General features: G+C 68.8%; 16 protein-coding genes and 1 pseudogene. 10 read left to right on the top strand and 7 right to left on the bottom strand.

Translation table 11 applies throughout. The annotated features are described in order from the left end of the window. Nucleotides 1-445: 445 nt before the first annotated feature. A complete protein-coding gene (locus tag IF61_RS0125855) occupies nt 446-901 on the bottom strand; it encodes a MarR family winged helix-turn-helix transcriptional regulator (RefSeq protein ID WP_030368937.1) in 456 nt (151 codons plus the stop codon). A 120-nt stretch (nt 902-1,021) separates the two neighbouring features. Here IF61_RS0125855 and IF61_RS0125850 point away from each other — a divergent pair, with 120 nt between their 5' ends. After that, complete coding sequence (locus IF61_RS0125850; RefSeq protein ID WP_030368936.1) at nt 1,022-1,414, top strand: nuclear transport factor 2 family protein; 393 nt, start codon at nt 1,022-1,024, stop codon at nt 1,412-1,414. A 31-nt stretch (nt 1,415-1,445) separates the two neighbouring features. Further along, nucleotides 1,446-1,697 (top strand): hypothetical protein, encoded by a 252-nt coding sequence (locus IF61_RS37765; RefSeq protein ID WP_245684612.1) that lies wholly within the window; start codon nt 1,446-1,448, stop codon nt 1,695-1,697. A 62-nt stretch (nt 1,698-1,759) separates the two neighbouring features. Here the strand turns inward: IF61_RS37765 and IF61_RS0125840 are convergent, their stop codons facing one another. Beyond that, complete coding sequence (locus IF61_RS0125840) at nt 1,760-2,938, bottom strand: 4-hydroxybenzoate 3-monooxygenase (RefSeq protein ID WP_030368935.1); 1,179 nt, start codon at nt 2,936-2,938, stop codon at nt 1,760-1,762. A gap of 207 nt (nt 2,939-3,145) precedes the next feature. Then, nucleotides 3,146-3,859, bottom strand: coding sequence for a helix-turn-helix domain-containing protein (locus tag IF61_RS0125835; protein ID WP_211264939.1), 714 nt, complete (start codon nt 3,857-3,859; stop codon nt 3,146-3,148). 921 nt (nt 3,860-4,780) lie between these two features. On the opposite strand from IF61_RS0125835, the gene IF61_RS36010 reads away from it, so the two are divergent. After that, nucleotides 4,781-4,942 carry a hypothetical protein gene (locus IF61_RS36010; RefSeq protein WP_157848670.1) on the top strand — a complete coding sequence of 54 codons (162 nt, stop codon included), beginning with the start codon at nt 4,781-4,783 and terminating at the stop codon, nt 4,940-4,942. 436 nt (nt 4,943-5,378) lie between these two features. Beyond that, nucleotides 5,379-5,552, top strand: a complete 174-nt coding sequence (locus tag IF61_RS36625; protein WP_211264936.1) for a hypothetical protein — start codon at nt 5,379-5,381, stop codon at nt 5,550-5,552. 294 nt (nt 5,553-5,846) lie between these two features. On the opposite strand, the gene IF61_RS0125820 is transcribed toward IF61_RS36625, so the two are convergent. Next, on the bottom strand, nt 5,847-6,515 hold the full coding sequence (locus tag IF61_RS0125820) for a hypothetical protein (RefSeq protein WP_157848669.1): 669 nt from the start codon (nt 6,513-6,515) through the stop codon (nt 5,847-5,849). 874 nt (nt 6,516-7,389) lie between these two features. Between IF61_RS0125820 and IF61_RS0125810 the strand changes: the two genes are divergently transcribed. Together IF61_RS0125810 and IF61_RS37145 are read left to right on the top strand one after the other, a co-directional pair. After that, on the top strand, nt 7,390-7,824 hold the full coding sequence (locus IF61_RS0125810; protein ID WP_052393035.1) for an RDD family protein: 435 nt from the start codon (nt 7,390-7,392) through the stop codon (nt 7,822-7,824). A 454-nt stretch (nt 7,825-8,278) separates the two neighbouring features. Next, nucleotides 8,279-8,788, top strand: a complete 510-nt coding sequence (locus IF61_RS37145) for a DUF6086 family protein (RefSeq protein WP_245684611.1) — start codon at nt 8,279-8,281, stop codon at nt 8,786-8,788. A 52-nt stretch (nt 8,789-8,840) separates the two neighbouring features. Here IF61_RS37145 and IF61_RS0125805 read toward each other — a convergent pair whose 3' ends face one another. Beyond that, complete coding sequence (locus IF61_RS0125805; RefSeq protein ID WP_030368931.1) at nt 8,841-9,194, bottom strand: hypothetical protein; 354 nt, start codon at nt 9,192-9,194, stop codon at nt 8,841-8,843. A gap of 769 nt (nt 9,195-9,963) precedes the next feature. Between IF61_RS0125805 and IF61_RS0125800 the strand changes: the two genes are divergently transcribed. Then, nucleotides 9,964-10,398: an SMI1/KNR4 family protein gene (locus tag IF61_RS0125800; RefSeq protein ID WP_030368930.1), complete on the top strand. Its 435-nt coding sequence runs from the start codon at nt 9,964-9,966 to the stop codon at nt 10,396-10,398. A 58-nt stretch (nt 10,399-10,456) separates the two neighbouring features. On the opposite strand, the gene IF61_RS32675 is transcribed toward IF61_RS0125800, so the two are convergent. Then, nucleotides 10,457-11,230, bottom strand: a complete 774-nt coding sequence (locus IF61_RS32675) for a hypothetical protein (protein ID WP_342668023.1) — start codon at nt 11,228-11,230, stop codon at nt 10,457-10,459. A gap of 540 nt (nt 11,231-11,770) precedes the next feature. Here IF61_RS32675 and IF61_RS0125790 point away from each other — a divergent pair. Further along, nucleotides 11,771-12,559 (top strand): oxygenase MpaB family protein, encoded by a 789-nt coding sequence (locus IF61_RS0125790; protein ID WP_078660495.1) that lies wholly within the window; start codon nt 11,771-11,773, stop codon nt 12,557-12,559. A gap of 195 nt (nt 12,560-12,754) precedes the next feature. After that, a pseudogene (locus IF61_RS37140) lies at nt 12,755-12,904 on the top strand (TetR/AcrR family transcriptional regulator); the annotation flags it as partial. A gap of 112 nt (nt 12,905-13,016) precedes the next feature. On the opposite strand, the gene IF61_RS0125780 reads toward IF61_RS37140, so the two are convergent. Beyond that, entirely contained in the window at nt 13,017-13,550 is a 534-nt protein-coding gene (locus IF61_RS0125780; RefSeq protein ID WP_030368927.1) for a hypothetical protein, read from the bottom strand. A 183-nt stretch (nt 13,551-13,733) separates the two neighbouring features. Here IF61_RS0125780 and IF61_RS0125775 point away from each other — a divergent pair, with 183 nt between their 5' ends. After that, complete coding sequence (locus IF61_RS0125775) at nt 13,734-14,552, top strand: tRNA-dependent cyclodipeptide synthase (RefSeq protein WP_078660494.1); 819 nt, start codon at nt 13,734-13,736, stop codon at nt 14,550-14,552. Nucleotides 14,553-14,556 lie beyond the last annotated feature (4 nt).

Raw genomic sequence — 14,556 nt, 5'->3', positions numbered from 1 at the left:
GTTTCCTCGGCAGCTGCGGCGGGGCGGACGGGAACGCAGGCACCACGTAGAGGGCGCGGTGAGCGGGGCCGTGGGTGGGGGGCCGGGTACGGGACCGCTCCGCCGCACCGCCGGCCGGACAGCCGGACAGCCGGACGCATCAGCGAGTCCGACCGATCGTCTGGCAAGCACACCTACGAAACGGGGAGACTCGAGGTGGCCCGTGATGCCGAAGCGCCGTCCACCGGCCGGAGTCGCTGGTGCGGTTGGAGGGATACCAAGCGCTGCGGGCCGGGGGCTGGAGGCCCCGACGCGAGGAGCTGCTGGATGCCCCGGAGCCCCAGCTCCTACCGGGCTGCCCTCGAGCGCCCGGCCCACGTCGTGGTCGCCGGGGAACTCAAGGCCAGCGGCACTGCCGCCGCTGGTGAAGCCCGCCATGACCGCCGAACGGGCCCGGCGCGGTGGGTCAGTCGTGGTCGGGGGTGAAGGGTCCGTCGTCGACGAAGCGGCGCAGGAGGCGAGCGAAGGCCTGGGCGTCGGCCGGGGGCCAAGTGGCGAGTGCGCTGTCGATGGCGGCGGCCAGCCGCTGCCGGGTGGTCACCACGATGCGGTGGCCGTCGTCGGTGAGGGCGAGCAGGGTGGCGCGGCCGTCGGTGGAGTCCGGTTGGCGTTGCAGCAGGCCGGCTCGTTCGAGGCGGTCGGCGCGGCGGGTGACGGTGGTGCGGTCGAGTCCGATCTCGCGGCCGAGGTCGGCGGCGCTGGACGGGCCGGTGCGGGCCAAGCCGCTGAGGACGGGGTAGGTGAGGTCGTCGACCGCCTCCCCCAGTCCTTCGGTCAGGCGGTGGTAGAGGTGGGCGCGGGTGCTGCGCCGGAGGAGCGGTCCGAGGGCGTCGGCGATGTCGTGTCCTGTCGAGTGGTTCATCCCTCCCAGATTAGCGTGCGCTGCGCACGCTTTTCCTGTACGGTCATAAGCGTGCTCGAGGCACGCATCTCCGGGCCGATTCACAGCGGGCCGCGCCCGCACGCAACCGAAGGAATCACCGTGAACCACACCGACATCCGCGCCGCCCTCACCGACCTGCTCCTCACCCCGGGTCTCGACCTGGACGAGGCTGCCGACAGGCACTTCGCCCCCGACTACCGCCAGCGCACCGACGGCCGCTGGGACGACCGCACCGAGTTCCTCGCCCACATCGCCCACCTGCGCAAGGTCGTCGCCGGCGGTTCGGTCGAGGTGCACGACGAACTCTCCTCCGGCGACCGCTACGCGGACCGCCACACGATGGAGGTCATCAAGACCGACGGCTCCACCGTCCGCATAGAGGTCTACCTCTTCGGCGAGTTCGCCCCCGACGGCCGCTTCCGCCGCATCGAGGAGACCACCCTCATGCTCGAAGGCGCCGACGCAGACCGGAACCTCGGCAGCGCCCGCTGAGCCACAGCGCCACCGGCCGGCCATCCGTTCCATGTTCCACGACGACGCCACCTGGACCCTGCCGGGCGACAACACCGTCAGCGGCACCGTTGTCGGCGCGGATGCCGTGGTCGAGCGCGCCCGGAAGATCGCCTCCTACGGCCTGTCCTTCGAGCTACTGCACGTCCTGCGGATCGGCGCGTATCTCAGGGACCTTCACGACCCGCACGTCTCCCACGGCAGGGCCAGCGCGGACGACGAGCGCCACCACTGCTCGTGGCACTACTGGGCGGGACGCGACTGAGGGACTATGGCAAGGGCTTTGCGGAGCGCTGCCCGGGCTGGTGTCAGTGTGGCCGGGATTGCTTAAAGCAGCCCCCCGGTCAGTTCGTCGTACAGACGGCCGGCTGCAGGGGAGTCGTTCAGCCGCTGCAGTTCTGCCCGGGCGATCTCCTTGCGGAAGGCTCCCTCGTAGGAGACGTCGCCCGCGTCGTGCATCAGGTCAGTGATCCAGACCGCGTAAGCCTGATAGTTCCAGACGTGGCTCAGGCAGGCGTCGGAGTAGCTGTCGAGCAGGCTCCCGTCGCCTTCTTCGACCTTCGCGATGATCGCGCGGGCGAACATCTCGGTGTCGTAGAGGGCGAGGTGGATGCCCTTGGCGCTCATCGGCGGGACGATGTGGGCCGAGTCGCCGAGCAGGTAGAGGCGGCCGCGGCTCATCGGGCTGAACACCACCGACCGCAGAGGCACGATCCGCTTGTCGACGATGCGGCCGGTGGGCACGTCGGCACCGAAGCGGGCTCCCAGTTCGCTCCAGATGCGCTCATCCGGCCACTGGTCGGGGGTGTCGCCGGCCGGGCACTGGAGGTAGAGGCGGCTGGCGCCGGCTCCGCGGGGGAAGCGTGCGGCCAGGCCGCGGTCGTGGATCGCCATGCCGAAGGGGTCCGCCGGTACCTCGGCCATGACGCTGACCCAGGAGTACTTGTACTCGTGGGAGTAATGGGTGAGCGCGTCGGCCGGGATGGAGGCCCGGCTGACGCCGTGGAATCCGTCGCAGCCGGCGACGAAGTCGCAGGCGACGGTCCGGGTGGTGCCGTCGGGATCGCGGTAGCGCACCGTGGGACGCTCGCTGTCGATGTCCTTCAGGCTGACGTCCAGGGCCTCGAAACGCAGGTCGCCGCCCGCCTCCAGGAACGCGTCGGTGAGGTTGCGGACGAGAACCTGCTGAGGGCAGAAGACGGCATCGGTGTTGCCGTCCCCGAACCCGAGGGGGTACATGGCCCCGTCGATCCAGATGCCGCCCGCGATCTCCTTCGGGGAGGAGCCGTCCTTCACGACCTCCTCCAGCCCCCACTCACGGAACATCCGCACCCCGCGGCTGTCGACGGTGCCCGCACGCTGCCGCTTCTCGACGTACGCGCGGCTGTGCTTCTCGACGACGATGCAGCCGATGCCGCTGCGCAGGAGGAAGTTGCCGAGCGTGAGCCCGGCCACCCCGGCGCCGACGATGACGACGGTGGTGGTGTTCCCCGCTGTCTCAACCATGTCTTTCCGAGCCTTCCGGTGAATGGGACAACCGGCCGTGGCGCAGATGTACGGCCGGTTGGCCGCACAGAGAGTGCGGCCCGCTCCCACCACTGTGGGCGCGGCAGCGACCGTCACCAACCGGGATGCGGACACGGGATCCCGGAAACCCGCCAAGGTCAAGGTCTGGGACGGGCGGTGCGCGTGTGCCCAGCAGGCCGTAACCGGCTACCTTCCGTGCTTGCGCAGACCGGCCTGGTAGCGGCCGGGGGTCTGGCCGACGATCTCGGTGAAGGCGTCGATGAAACTCGACGGGTTGGACCAGCCGCACTCCATCGCCGTGTCGGTGACCGGTCGGCCATCGCTGAGCCGGGCCAGGGCATGGTGGATCCGCAGCGTGGTGCGCCAGCGGTGGAAACTCATGCCCAGCTCGGTGTGGAACAGGCGGCTCAAGGTCCGTTCGCTCGCTCCCGCTGCCCGCCCCAGCTCGGCCAGGGTCGCGCTCCGGCCGGGCTCGGCGTGCAGGAGGTCGGTGACGGCGCGCAGCCGGTCGTCACGGGGCTGAGGCAGGTGCAGGGACTGCTCGGGAGTCTCGGCGAGCTCGTCGATCACCACGGCGAGCAGCCGCCCCACGGCGCCGGGGCGGGCTTCTGCGCGGTCGGTCAGCGCCAGCAGGGCCTCGCGCAGCAGAGGGCTCACCGCGAACACACTGGGATGCGCCACCAACTCGCCGCACAGGTCGACCGGGACGGTGACGAGGCGGGCGTCGGTGGTGCCGTAGAAGCGATGCGAATGCTCGAACCCCGGCGGTGTCCACGTCACGCGGTGGGCCGGAGCGACCCAGGTCCCCCGCTCGGTCGTGGTGGCCAGGGCACCGGCGGCCGCATACACCAGCTGGCCCTCGGTGTGGGAGTGCGGATCGAGCTGGAAGCCGTGCGGAATCCAGGCGCCGCTGTGAGGCGCGGTCGACGGCGGCAGGGAGGGCGACGGGACGGATCGGCGGGTATCCGGCACGAGGCGCCAGCTTACCGGTGGAGCTGTGGACGTGCCGGGTCCAAGGATCGCTCACATGAGGAGCGGCATAGGAGGCGCCGAAAGCGGCGCTAAAGGTTCGCCGGCCCTGGTGAGCGGGGCTGCCGGTAAAGGGAGGTGGCCGGGGTATGGCCGACGTCAGCATCAGACCGCTGGTGCGTACGACTTGAGACGGCTTGGGTCGTACCAGCCTCTCTGACGGCTCACCGCAGCATTCCGCTGACTGCCGGCCGGCGGAGCCAGCAGGGTAATGACCAGCGGAGACTTCAGGCTACGGCTGTCACAGGAAGGGCGTAGAGCCCCTTCCTCGTCGATCAAGGCCCCCAAGCCAGCCGTCAGGCGCTCGATCGGCCGGGACAACTCGGTCGGGAAGCAATCACGCGGGCAGACGACGTAGAGGCGACCGGCCGACCGAGGAACCGATAATGACGATGCCGCCGCGGCCTGCAGCGATGGCCGATATTGCCGGAGCAGCATCAGCAGGGCCTTGCCGAACGACGCCGCACTTCCGGCACCACGTCGCACCGCTTCACTGCACTCAGTCGTGACCACACATCGTCCATCGCACTTCCCCTCTCCCTTCCGCTCGGGGTCTTCCGGCTCTGACAAGCAGGGAGTTCTTTGACAAGACCGCGCGGCCGGCCGGCCGCCGTGTACACCCCGGGGCTCCGCGATAGCCCTCAAGTCGACCTGCATCCCCCTCACACCCCTGGCCACCAGTACAAACGGCCAGGCGCTCTCTGGCTACCGCACTCTCAAAGCCAGCAAGCTCGAGAGGTCACACCCGACCACGCCGAGGAGCACGGGGAGCAGCCGAGGAACACGGGGAGCATGGGGAGCGGGATGGCCAAGCACTGGCGCAGGGGTTACGTCAACAAGTACGGCACCAAGGTCAAAGGAGCCTGGGTCAAAGGCCGCAACCCGAAGGCGGGCTGCTCCTTCTGGCTCCTCGGCCTCATCGCCTTCTCAACGTTCGCCTGGATGATCAGCTAGATCGGGCCGAGCGGTGTTGAGATCGCCCGGCACTCAGCATCCGCAGCCGGCAGAGAGTCGAGCTCGTCGCTGCGAGGCCGGGCAGACATCCCGCCTCCGGTTGGCAGTCCCGGCTGCTACCGGGGGTCATCCAGAGGCAGAGCGCCACTCACCGTACCGGCACCCGCCGACGCCGTGACGCAGTGGCCGTCGGCCTGGGCAACCTGTCCGGTGGCGGGCCGGTGATCGGACTAGCCGTTGTCCGGAGCGCCTCCTGCGCAACCGCCTTTGGAGCCAAGGTGCATGGGAGTGCGATGTGCCAGTGAGCGGGACACCCAGGACTCCAGTGAGTACGGGCCTGTCACCGTGCCAGTAAGTGCGACTGTGAGCGGGACCCGGATCGTCATCTGTGTGAGCAAGTTCGGCTCGCCGGCCCTGGTCTGTGCGGACAACCCCGGTGCCTTCCTCGTCACCGGGGAAGCACGGGACGAAAGGCGAGCTGGACAGCGCGGATCTGCACAAGTGCAATCGGGCGCTGGCCGATCTCGGATACGCGATCGTTTCCGAGGAGCTACTGGAGCGCGACTACCGCTCCTATGCCTTCGCCCAGCCCTCGGCAGTCACCGGCTGATGCGGCCTCCGCTCGGCCTCGGAGGCCCTGGGCATCGCGGCATCCACGGCGGCCGCGACCGGGGCGGGGGCTGGGCAAGGCGGTCGGCTTGTCGCCCCTCGCAGGGGGCGGGGCAGTCCCGGCTGGAGCGGAGCAGAACCCGGTCGTCGCAATGCACGTCGCTGCAGTGCCGGCCCGCTCCCGCGCACCGTCACCGCCGTGGATCCGTCCAACGTCCTGGTCCGGCTCGTTGCCTGAGCACCGCGACTACGAACGTCCGAGGGCACCGGTGATCTGCGGACTTCTCCCGGTTGGTTACGTTCCCCAGTTTGCGATCGAAACTGCTAGATCGTTCCAGCGGAATCGACCCAGATCCGGTGTGTTGCATCCCTTAGGCTGGAAGAACTCGTCTCCGTGCCATTGGAGGAGATCGAAGAGCGACACGTCGAATCGGCATTGGCTGAGGGAGGAGATGACGAAATTCCAATCCTGCGTGCCAAGAAAACCTCTGTGCACCTTACTCAAGTCTGGGTACCCCAGCCCCGCGTCCACACACTTCACATCGCCCCCCTCGTTGATGTCTTCGAAGAAACATACCTGGGTGGGCAAGGAGTCGGGTGGCTGTGTACAGATCGCCTCGAGTGCTGACGCGAGTGACCTTTCATCGGCCTGGGCATGCATGCGGCGCGCCTCCGCAAGCATTGCTTCACGGTTAGTGAAGGCCCCCAGAGCCAAGGATGAATCGTAAACCAGGCGCGTCATGAACAAGGGCTGCACCAGTTCCGCGTTCATGCGCTCAAGGTCCTCGACGGCTTCCCCATCGAGAACAACAGGAACGTCCGGGAAGAACTCGCGCATGCGTCCACTGGCTGCCTGGTGCGCCGACAGCTCGGCGGCCAGCCCGTCGGGGATCCTTTCGGGCTCTGCGTTCTCAAGTTTACGTGTCGAGGGTCCGCTTTCTGCTCCTGAATATTGGTGCGACATCCTCACCATCTCCTCATGGTTATACTGACGCGCCACGGAGCGGCATTCCCGGTTGACGGCTCAACAGTTGCCACAGGCGCACGACCCCGGGACGCGGGTGCTTCCTGGTTTCCACGCTAGTCGCCAGTGTCCGAGGTCGCCTGATTGGGACTCTCCGGGAACAGTCGCCGGGGGGCCTCTGGATGGGCCTGCCCCCGGGTAGCGATGAGGACAAGATCCGGATGTGCCTGCGGCCTGATGTGCAGCGTCTTGATGCCGTTGCGACGCACGGCCGGATCGCGCTGCTCCAGCGGCCGCACCAGATGGTCAGCGAGCGCCCGATGCCGCGGCGGCCCGTACAGCACCCGGTAGTGGACCAGGTCCGGGTGCGGTGCTGGGCCACGGCCGTCTCGATCGCCGCCGGATACACCTCCTCCCGACTCCGTTGAGCCGGTGACAACCAGTTGCTCACGCGCCCCGGTGACGACGGACGTCGACCATCGCCTCGACCGGATCCGTCCAGCGAGTGAGCACCTTGACCACCACCACGGTGCCGGGGTCTCCAGCACACTCGTGGCCGCCGCGAGCGCCCGGATGGGCAAACAGCACCTCCGGGCGCTCGCGGTACAGCTGGCGCAGCCCGGTCCGGTTCCGCTTTCCCGTACGGCGTCGCCCGGAGTCCCACGCAGCGGATCGGGCCCCGCCGCCGGCCCGGCGGCGGGGCGCCGCGGACCGCGCGCTCAACAGGCTCGCGTCCGCCGCCAACGCCGTCGGACACGAGGCGTCGGCCCGTTGCGTCACACCTCGCAAGGCGTCGGGCGCGGGAGGCTCCTGATGGGTGGTGGGATACGGTCCTGGTGAAGATGATTTCTCGGGGCGTGGGGGAAGTGTGAGCGTGGCGGTGACCGGCATCCGGTCGGCGAGCCTGAGGCGGCGTTACGCAGCGGCTGTTCTTGACGGAATGCTCTCTTTCGCCAGTGGGCTTGCGGCGGGGCTCGTCTACTTCATGTCGCAGGTCACGAGCATGGCCATCCCGGGTCCCGTGTGGGCCAGCGTTCTGGCCGGCGGTGTGGCTGTGTCCTTCGTCAATCACGTGGTGCTGGTGGTGATGGTCCGCGCGAGTACGGGCAAGGCGCTGGTGGGCACCAGTGTGGTGCGCAGCAGTGATGGCGGCCGGCCCCGGCTGCACCAGGCTCTCGGCCGGTGGCTGGGCGGCTTCCTCTTCGGGCTTATCGTGGTGCCCCTAGCTTTCGCCCTTGGTGGCAGCGAAGCCGAGCCGCAGGACTTCGCCGGGCTCCGTATCATCCATCCCAGTACATCAAGGGCATGAGCTGACTCGGCTCCTCCCGGCGGGAGGTGGCACGGCGGTGGTGCAGGTAGCGCTACGCGTTCTGGCCACCCGAACGGCGCCGCCACCGCTAGTCTCCGTGAAGCCGAACGAACCGGCGTCCGTAAGACGCTCAACGCCATCAAGTGGGAGCGCCGCCGCGGCACGTGCCTGGCCGGCGACACCCTGCTCTGCGTCACCCCCGGGTCAGCCGAGCGCCTCAGCGCGTGTCTGCCCACCGGCCATCCGCTGCAGCAGCAGCTCGTCCGCCGCGCAGCGGTAGCGCCATGCCTGATCGAGTGGCCCGGCCCCGGCGGCCAGCGGGTGAGGGGCCCATCGAACGTCGCCTGCTCCGGTTCCCCGGTGCGGCCGGGGGACGTCGCCGCTCTTGCCGCGGTGCCTGCCAGCTACCCGGTCACCTACCCTGGGCCAGGGCCGCTGAGCAGGGGGATGAGCGATGAGCATGTATTTCGACGTCGGCGACGAGACGCTGTGGAACCCGTCGAACGGTGCCGGCCGCCTCTTCCTTCGGCAGCTTGAGGTCTTCGAGGCGGAGCTCGAGCTGTCCTCGGGAATCAGACAGGGCAGCAGTGACAGTGACTGTGACCCGGACACGTTGGAGATCGACCCCGCCGTGTACGCCGACTTCGTGCGCGGCCTGGTCGCCTGGCACTGCCGGACGAGGCACTCTGTGATCCTCGCGCTCTCCGAGGGGTTCGTGGCGACGGCAGTCGCGCTCGCGAGGCGGGCGGGAATCGAGGGGGGGGACGCCCGAACCGGTGTCCGGCCCGGTAAGGGATGGCGTCCAGCGCGACGCGCAAATCCCCGCCGCCCTTCGGGCAACATCGGCCGTTGTCGTCGACGCGCTGAACGCGCAGGCACGGGAGATGAACCGCCGGATGGCCCACTGATCGGGCGTCCGGGACTCCCCTTGCCGACGGCGCGCCGGCACTGCCGGTCACCATGACCGTGTGCCGGTGCGTCGGAAGAGGCCTGCGGCCTTCACCGAGTCTCGGTGCTTACGACTGGTCCCATGCATCAATGGTCAGGACCTGATCCGCAGGACACGCGGCGATGCGCTCGGAGTTCATCCACACGTCGCGGACCCGGTCCTGAGGACGGTCCTGGGGACGGTCCTGGGGACGGTCCTGGGGCGGCGTTCCGCCGGCAAGCAGCGGCAGTACGTCGCCGGCGCGGGCGGTGTAGCGGCAGGGGTAGCCGGAGTTCGACAGTTGCTCGGCCTTGCCCGCCTTGACGAGGTCAGTGAGCCAGCCCAGCCCGAACACACCGACCGTCCAGTGCGCCAGGTGGGCGGTGTCCGAGTCGGACCCTTCCGGGGTCCGGGCCGATATATGGATGCTCCAGCCGAGCATGGCGCACGTCCTTTCCGGTCACGGTGCGTTTTTCGTGAGCGTACGCCGACAAGTCCTCGCAACCGGTCAGTACCGGTCGGCAGATGAGCAGATTGCCCCCCGACGAGGCCGAGTCCTGCCTAGGTGGCACGGCGCCACTGGCGCAGTGGGCCGGCAAGGACGGTCTCCTCATCCGGCCCGTGGTCGTGCCAATCCTGACCCCTGGCCGCGGCTCGCTCTTCCTGGGTGAAAGACAGGGCCCGTTCGACGCTCGGCAGTGTCCCGCGGACCTGTGCGGCGGTCAGGAGGAAGTTGCCGCACCAGCGCGGGATGAGTGTTTGACTCTGCCGGAGATCTGTCCGTGTGGAAGGAAACCCTCGGGCGCCGAGATGACGCGCTCATGCACGGCCGCGCGATTGTCGGCGTGTACACAGGCACTCCAGAGCGCCGAGGCGACCAACCGTTCCGGGCATGGGTGGCCGCTGAGGAGCTTCCCTCGGCCCTGGGCGGCTTGTGCGTGGGCCCGGTCCTGGGCGGCCGGCTCATGGCTCTGGGTGTTGCGGTAGCGGCGGGGTTGGGGGCGGGCATCGGCTCGCGTCGTGCCCGGCGGTACGGCTTTCCGCGGCCGCGGCCGCGTCCCTGGAGGTCATTGACCGAGGCACGGATGCCCAGCAGGCGGCTGCCGCGATGAAGAGTCTGTCCCTGACCGTCTACGAACAGCGGCGCAGCCGCTGAGCCGAGCGAGGTGGGCGCAAGAAGTGCACTTCTCGCCGGGTCTAGGATTTCGCTCATGTGGCGAGAAGCGGCAGGTCAGACGTTCTCCGGTGCCGAATTCCAAGGGCCGGTCAGTGCGGCCGGGCTGGCAGCTGCCGAACAGCTGGGGTGCCGCTTGCCGGCCGAGCTCGTCAGTCTGCTCCAGGAGACCGACGGTATCGTGGGACACGACGGCGTGGACATGGTCTGGCCGTTGGAGCGGATCGTCGAGGAGAACCTCCGCTTCTGGTCGGACGGCTCTCTCGCCGACCTCTACATGCCCTTCGAGGCACTCATCTTCTTCGGCGACAACGGCGGCGGCGACCAGTTCGCATTCATTCGCACCCCGCCCCGGTCCGACATCTTCGTGTGGCAGCACGAGGACGACAGCCGCCGATGGGTAGCCCGGGACCTGCAGGATTATCTCGAGCGTGCTCTCGCCGATGATGGCGGAGACGGTTGGTACCAGTAGCCAACCGCCCATGCCAAGACGAGCCGCCCAGGGTGCGTGTTCCGGCATGCTTTCGTCCTCATTCCGCCGCGCTCAGAAGCGGTACGCGGCCAGAAGCGGGTCCGCCCAGCGGTCGGGGTGGGAGAGGCCGAGCAGCCGTATGCGGTGGATCAGCTGCTGGGGGGGCACCGTGTGACCGGAGCCGGGCCGGGGTGTGAAGGACCAGCCACTGCGCCAGTTCGCGGCACATGTCGTCCTTGTTGTCCCACGCGCTCCACGGCAGTTCGTCGCACAACAGGTCGCACTCCCAGCGATCGACCGCTTCGGCCAGGTGCCGGTCGGCTGCAGGATGGTCAGTGGCTTGCCAGATGCTGAGCCAGGGGCCGACGTCGGCGAATGCCTCAGCGCATACGACGAAGACACCGTGCGCGGGCACCACCGGTTCCGGATCGACCAAGGTGTGTGCCCACCATGCGCAGAGGAACTCACTCACGGCGGCCCTTTGCTGTGCGGGCCATTGCCGCCACTCTCCGAGGGCGAAGGAGTGCCCGACTTCCTCCGCGAAGTGCCCGACGTCGACATGACCGCGGACCAAGCCACGGGTGAGCTGGGGCAGGATGCGACGTAGCACCGCTGCGTGGTCCTTCCAGTCGCACGCGGACCACGTCCGGTGCAGGAGGTCCGGATCGAGCTCCGTGTCCGGCGTCTTCAGCAGCGCGAGCTCCTCCGCGCTGCCCCAGTGGCACGCGCAGTTCGACTCGTTGGGCCGTGCGGTCATCCCGCAGAAGGACATGGCCACGCGGGCCAGGGCGGCATCAAGGCGCAAGCGCGCGGCAGCCGTGTCACAGCTCATGTTTCAGGTGCAGCTCTCGGGACTCCCGCGGGCACCAGCCCGCCGAAGAGCGCAACCCTACCGACTCCTTCCACCTCGCACCAGCGTTCGCATCCCAGGCGTGACACGTCTGTCCATCTGCACGTCCGTCCGCCGCAGAACCACCGCGATCCGGTCACCGGTCCCGGAACGGGGCGGGGCGGGGGTGGGGGCAGGGACGGGGCCATGCGGGAAGCCATGGCCGCGCTCGCCGGCTCTTACCCGGATGAGGACAACGAAAGCGAGGGCGACGCGTGAGCAGCGCAGGCGAGGTCGTGGCTGTCGGCTCGCTCCGGTTCACCCTGCACACCCTGGGCCGGCGGGCCTGCCAGGACCTGCGCCCCCGGCAGCCCCCGGCCCAGCATTGTGAGCACGCTCCCGCGGCGCGGACGGCGCCCCGGGAGACGAATGCCGACATCTGGTCCTGGTTGCCCGAGCCCGACGCCTTCACGGACTGTTCATGGCCCAGATCTTGTCTGAGACTCGGCGAGGAACGAAACCGCTGGAGGGGAGAATCTGCGCATGAAGCCCGTATCTGATGCAGCCACAGCATTGTCGCAAGCTGAATCCATCTACCGGAGTCTCGCCTTCCATGACTTCAGCGAGGATCTTGCGTTGGGTCTCAACATCGGCTTCTACCGAACCTTCGCCGTGCCCGAGATAGCCCAGGTCCTGGTCTCCACCGGGAAGATGACGAAGCGGACAGAGCTCCGCGCCAAGGCGACCGGACAGATGATGTACCTGCTGTTCCGCGACGGTCTGGACGGTGCCCGCGGTGCTGAGACAGTGGCCGCCCTCAACCGGGTACACGCCCGCTGGCGTATCAGCAATGACGCGTTCCTCTACGTTCTGGCCTGCTTCGACATCGCTCCCATGCGCTGGTGCGACACCTACGCATGGCGGCCCACGACCCCGGACGAGAAGGAGGCCTCTCATACCTTCTACCGCGCTCTCGCCGACCGGATGGGAATCCGCGACGTCCCGCCTACATGGGGTGAGTTCGCGACTTGGACGGACCATTTCGAGCAGGCCCGATTCACGGCCACCGCCGACGCAGCTGAACTGTGGGCTGCCACCCGGGACCTGCTCACCAACCGCTTCCCCTCCTTCCTGGCTCCTTTCATCCGCGCTGCGGCCGACGCACTTCTTGACGAGCCGCTGCGCCATGCCTTCGGGGCTCCCCGCCCTCCAGCCCCCGTCCGTGCACTGGCGTCCGGCGGAATGCGACTACGAGCCCGCCGCATCCGCCGATCCCACACCAACCCCGGCTATCACCCGGTCCTACCACCGTCCGTGCGCGATCTTGAATAACCCGACCACTACCTGAAGAAGGATGAGATCAGGAATACCGCCGCGGAGACCTACGAAGCCCCCCCAGGGAGCCAAGCCTCCCAACCGTGACACACGCACGGCAGCGGAACCGGAAGGCGGCTGAGGGGGCCCTCGTCTTCGCGGGCTCTCAACAAGCCCGCCGGATCGCGGCCGAAGCCGGCCCGAACCGGCCCCCACCCCCGCGAACGGGTCATCGCCGCCGCCACCGCGATCCACGAAACGCTCGCCGCCTGCCCCTGGATGGTGGAAGTACTGACCGCCGACAACCTGACGTCCATGTCCGCACTGTGGTTCGTCGAGCAGATCGTCGACGACCTGACGGACGTCGTGACCGCCACACAGAAGCCGCGACCGTGGGACGACGTGCTCGACGCCGCGTCCGTCGGACCGATCCCACCGCAGGCACCGGACCCCGCCGAGGAGTGGCCGCCGGCCCTCAGAGGCCCATCGACATCGGCGTCAGCGAAACCCGGCCCTCCGTGTCGAAGAGGTTCTCGCCCGCGGGGACCGGGGAGACACCCAGCACCTCCGTGAACAAGGCAGCCCCCTCTTCGGTCAGCGTGACCGGGAGCTTGGCCGTGAGCCGCGCCGGGGTCAGCGACAGCACCTGCGGGCCGAGGCGGAAGGCGAGCCAGGGCACTTCGCGGCCGTCGACGGTGGCGTAGTAGCGCGAGGCCGCCGCGTCCGCCCAGTGGTCACGGATCTGCAGCCTGCGGCCGTCGCCGCGGGTGAAGTCGAAGCCGCCCTTGCACTGCAGCTTGCCCCGCGAGAAGTCCGGATCGATGTTCCCACCTGTGACGGGCAGCGACACTCCCCCGTTCCCGTTGCTGTGCGTTTCGCCGGGTGACAGCGCCTGCAGTGTGATGCCGGCTTCCTGCAGAGCAGTGGCCGCACGGGGCGTCAGGCGGTACTCCCCGCGGCCCTCGCCGAAGCGGACGAGTTCTCCGGGGTTCAGTGCGTCTCCCAGCATGCCGTTCCCTTCTCCTCTGGTGTTCGCCTTCACTTCGGCTCTCTGAGGGATCTCCCGCTCCGTTGCCCCGTACGCGGGATGCATGCGAAGCCACCCGAATGCGTCGGCGCCCGGAGGGACCGGCGTGGCGGACCGGGCGCAACCGGCGTGGGATACGCCCCGTGACGTGGGCTTCGCGTCACCATGTGCCCATCCCTTCCCCGGAGAGCCATGGAGACCGTTCCGTCATTTCACGCGCTCCCGTACACCGACCAGTGCGGGCGCCACCTCATGGCGGCCGAGCACGCCCTGATCGGTCTGTCGCCGTGGAACGGTTACTTCACGGCGCGGCGTGTCGAATCCCTGGTCGAGTGGGCCGCCGGCACTTTCCGTGCGGTGGACGTGATCATCCCGAGCTACGAGGCGGCCTACACCCTGATCGCGGCGGGTGTGGAACCATCCGTGGCGGTCGGCCGGGCGCGCCGGGCGGTCAAGAAGCTTCGCAGGCCGGCGCAGCGCGCACTTCTGCGGGCCGGGTGCGGCGAGGGCCGGATCCACACGGGAACGTCTCTTGCGGCGGTGCCGCGATACCTGCAGCTTCGTCGCACGGCCGAGCGTACGTACCACCGCGATCCGGGTATCCGCGCGGCATGCCTGGACGTCGCCCGTGCCGCCGTCGCCGGCGTGCAGGGGCGGATCATGGCACAGCCGCAGTCCGTGGAGCGACCGGAGCTGTCCGAGGAGCGGCCGCGGATGTCCGTTGCGCGGCCGCAACTGTCTGAGGAGCGGCTCGACATTGCCGTCCGCTACGCCTGGTCGGAGCTTCCCTTCATGCTCGACTCGCCGGGTATCTTCGGCACCGCCTCCTCGGTCCTCGTCTACCACCGGCGCATTCCGCTCATCGAGCCGCTCCTGCGGGACGACGCCGCGCTTCGTCCCGCACCGGGGCAGGGCTTCGTCGTCGCCTCGCCCGCGGGGCTGCCGGCAGAGGACGTACAGGATCAGGAGGTCACAGCCCGGTGACCGT

It is taken from the genome of Streptomyces roseoverticillatus (assembly GCF_000719265.1).
In the GTDB taxonomy this organism is placed as follows: domain Bacteria; phylum Actinomycetota; class Actinomycetes; order Streptomycetales; family Streptomycetaceae; genus Streptomyces; species Streptomyces roseoverticillatus.
Note: the sequence above shows the minus strand (reverse complement) of the source record. Positions and strands in the feature narration are given on the sequence as shown.

Bases quoted from the DNA above. Each gene is read 5' to 3' on its own strand.
- IF61_RS32675 (WP_342668023.1), bottom strand. From the start codon at position 11,230: ATGAGCTGTGACACGGCTGCCGCGCGCTTGCGCCTTGATGCCGCCCTG.
- IF61_RS36010 (WP_157848670.1), top strand. From the start codon at position 4,781: ATGGGGAGCGGGATGGCCAAGCACTGGCGCAGGGGTTACGTCAACAAG.
- IF61_RS0125840 (WP_030368935.1), bottom strand. From the start codon at position 2,938: ATGGTTGAGACAGCGGGGAACACCACCACCGTCGTCATCGTCGGCGCC.
- IF61_RS0125780 (WP_030368927.1), bottom strand. From the start codon at position 13,550: ATGCTGGGAGACGCACTGAACCCCGGAGAACTCGTCCGCTTCGGCGAG.
- IF61_RS0125775 (WP_078660494.1), top strand. From the start codon at position 13,734: ATGTGCCCATCCCTTCCCCGGAGAGCCATGGAGACCGTTCCGTCATTT.
- IF61_RS37765 (WP_245684612.1), top strand. From the start codon at position 1,446: ATGTTCCACGACGACGCCACCTGGACCCTGCCGGGCGACAACACCGTC.
- IF61_RS0125805 (WP_030368931.1), bottom strand. From the start codon at position 9,194: ATGCTCGGCTGGAGCATCCATATATCGGCCCGGACCCCGGAAGGGTCC.
- IF61_RS37145 (WP_245684611.1), top strand. From the start codon at position 8,279: ATGAGCATGTATTTCGACGTCGGCGACGAGACGCTGTGGAACCCGTCG.
- IF61_RS0125800 (WP_030368930.1), top strand. From the start codon at position 9,964: ATGTGGCGAGAAGCGGCAGGTCAGACGTTCTCCGGTGCCGAATTCCAA.
- IF61_RS0125855 (WP_030368937.1), bottom strand. From the start codon at position 901: ATGAACCACTCGACAGGACACGACATCGCCGACGCCCTCGGACCGCTC.
- IF61_RS0125790 (WP_078660495.1), top strand. From the start codon at position 11,771: ATGAAGCCCGTATCTGATGCAGCCACAGCATTGTCGCAAGCTGAATCC.
- IF61_RS0125820 (WP_157848669.1), bottom strand. From the start codon at position 6,515: ATGTCGCACCAATATTCAGGAGCAGAAAGCGGACCCTCGACACGTAAA.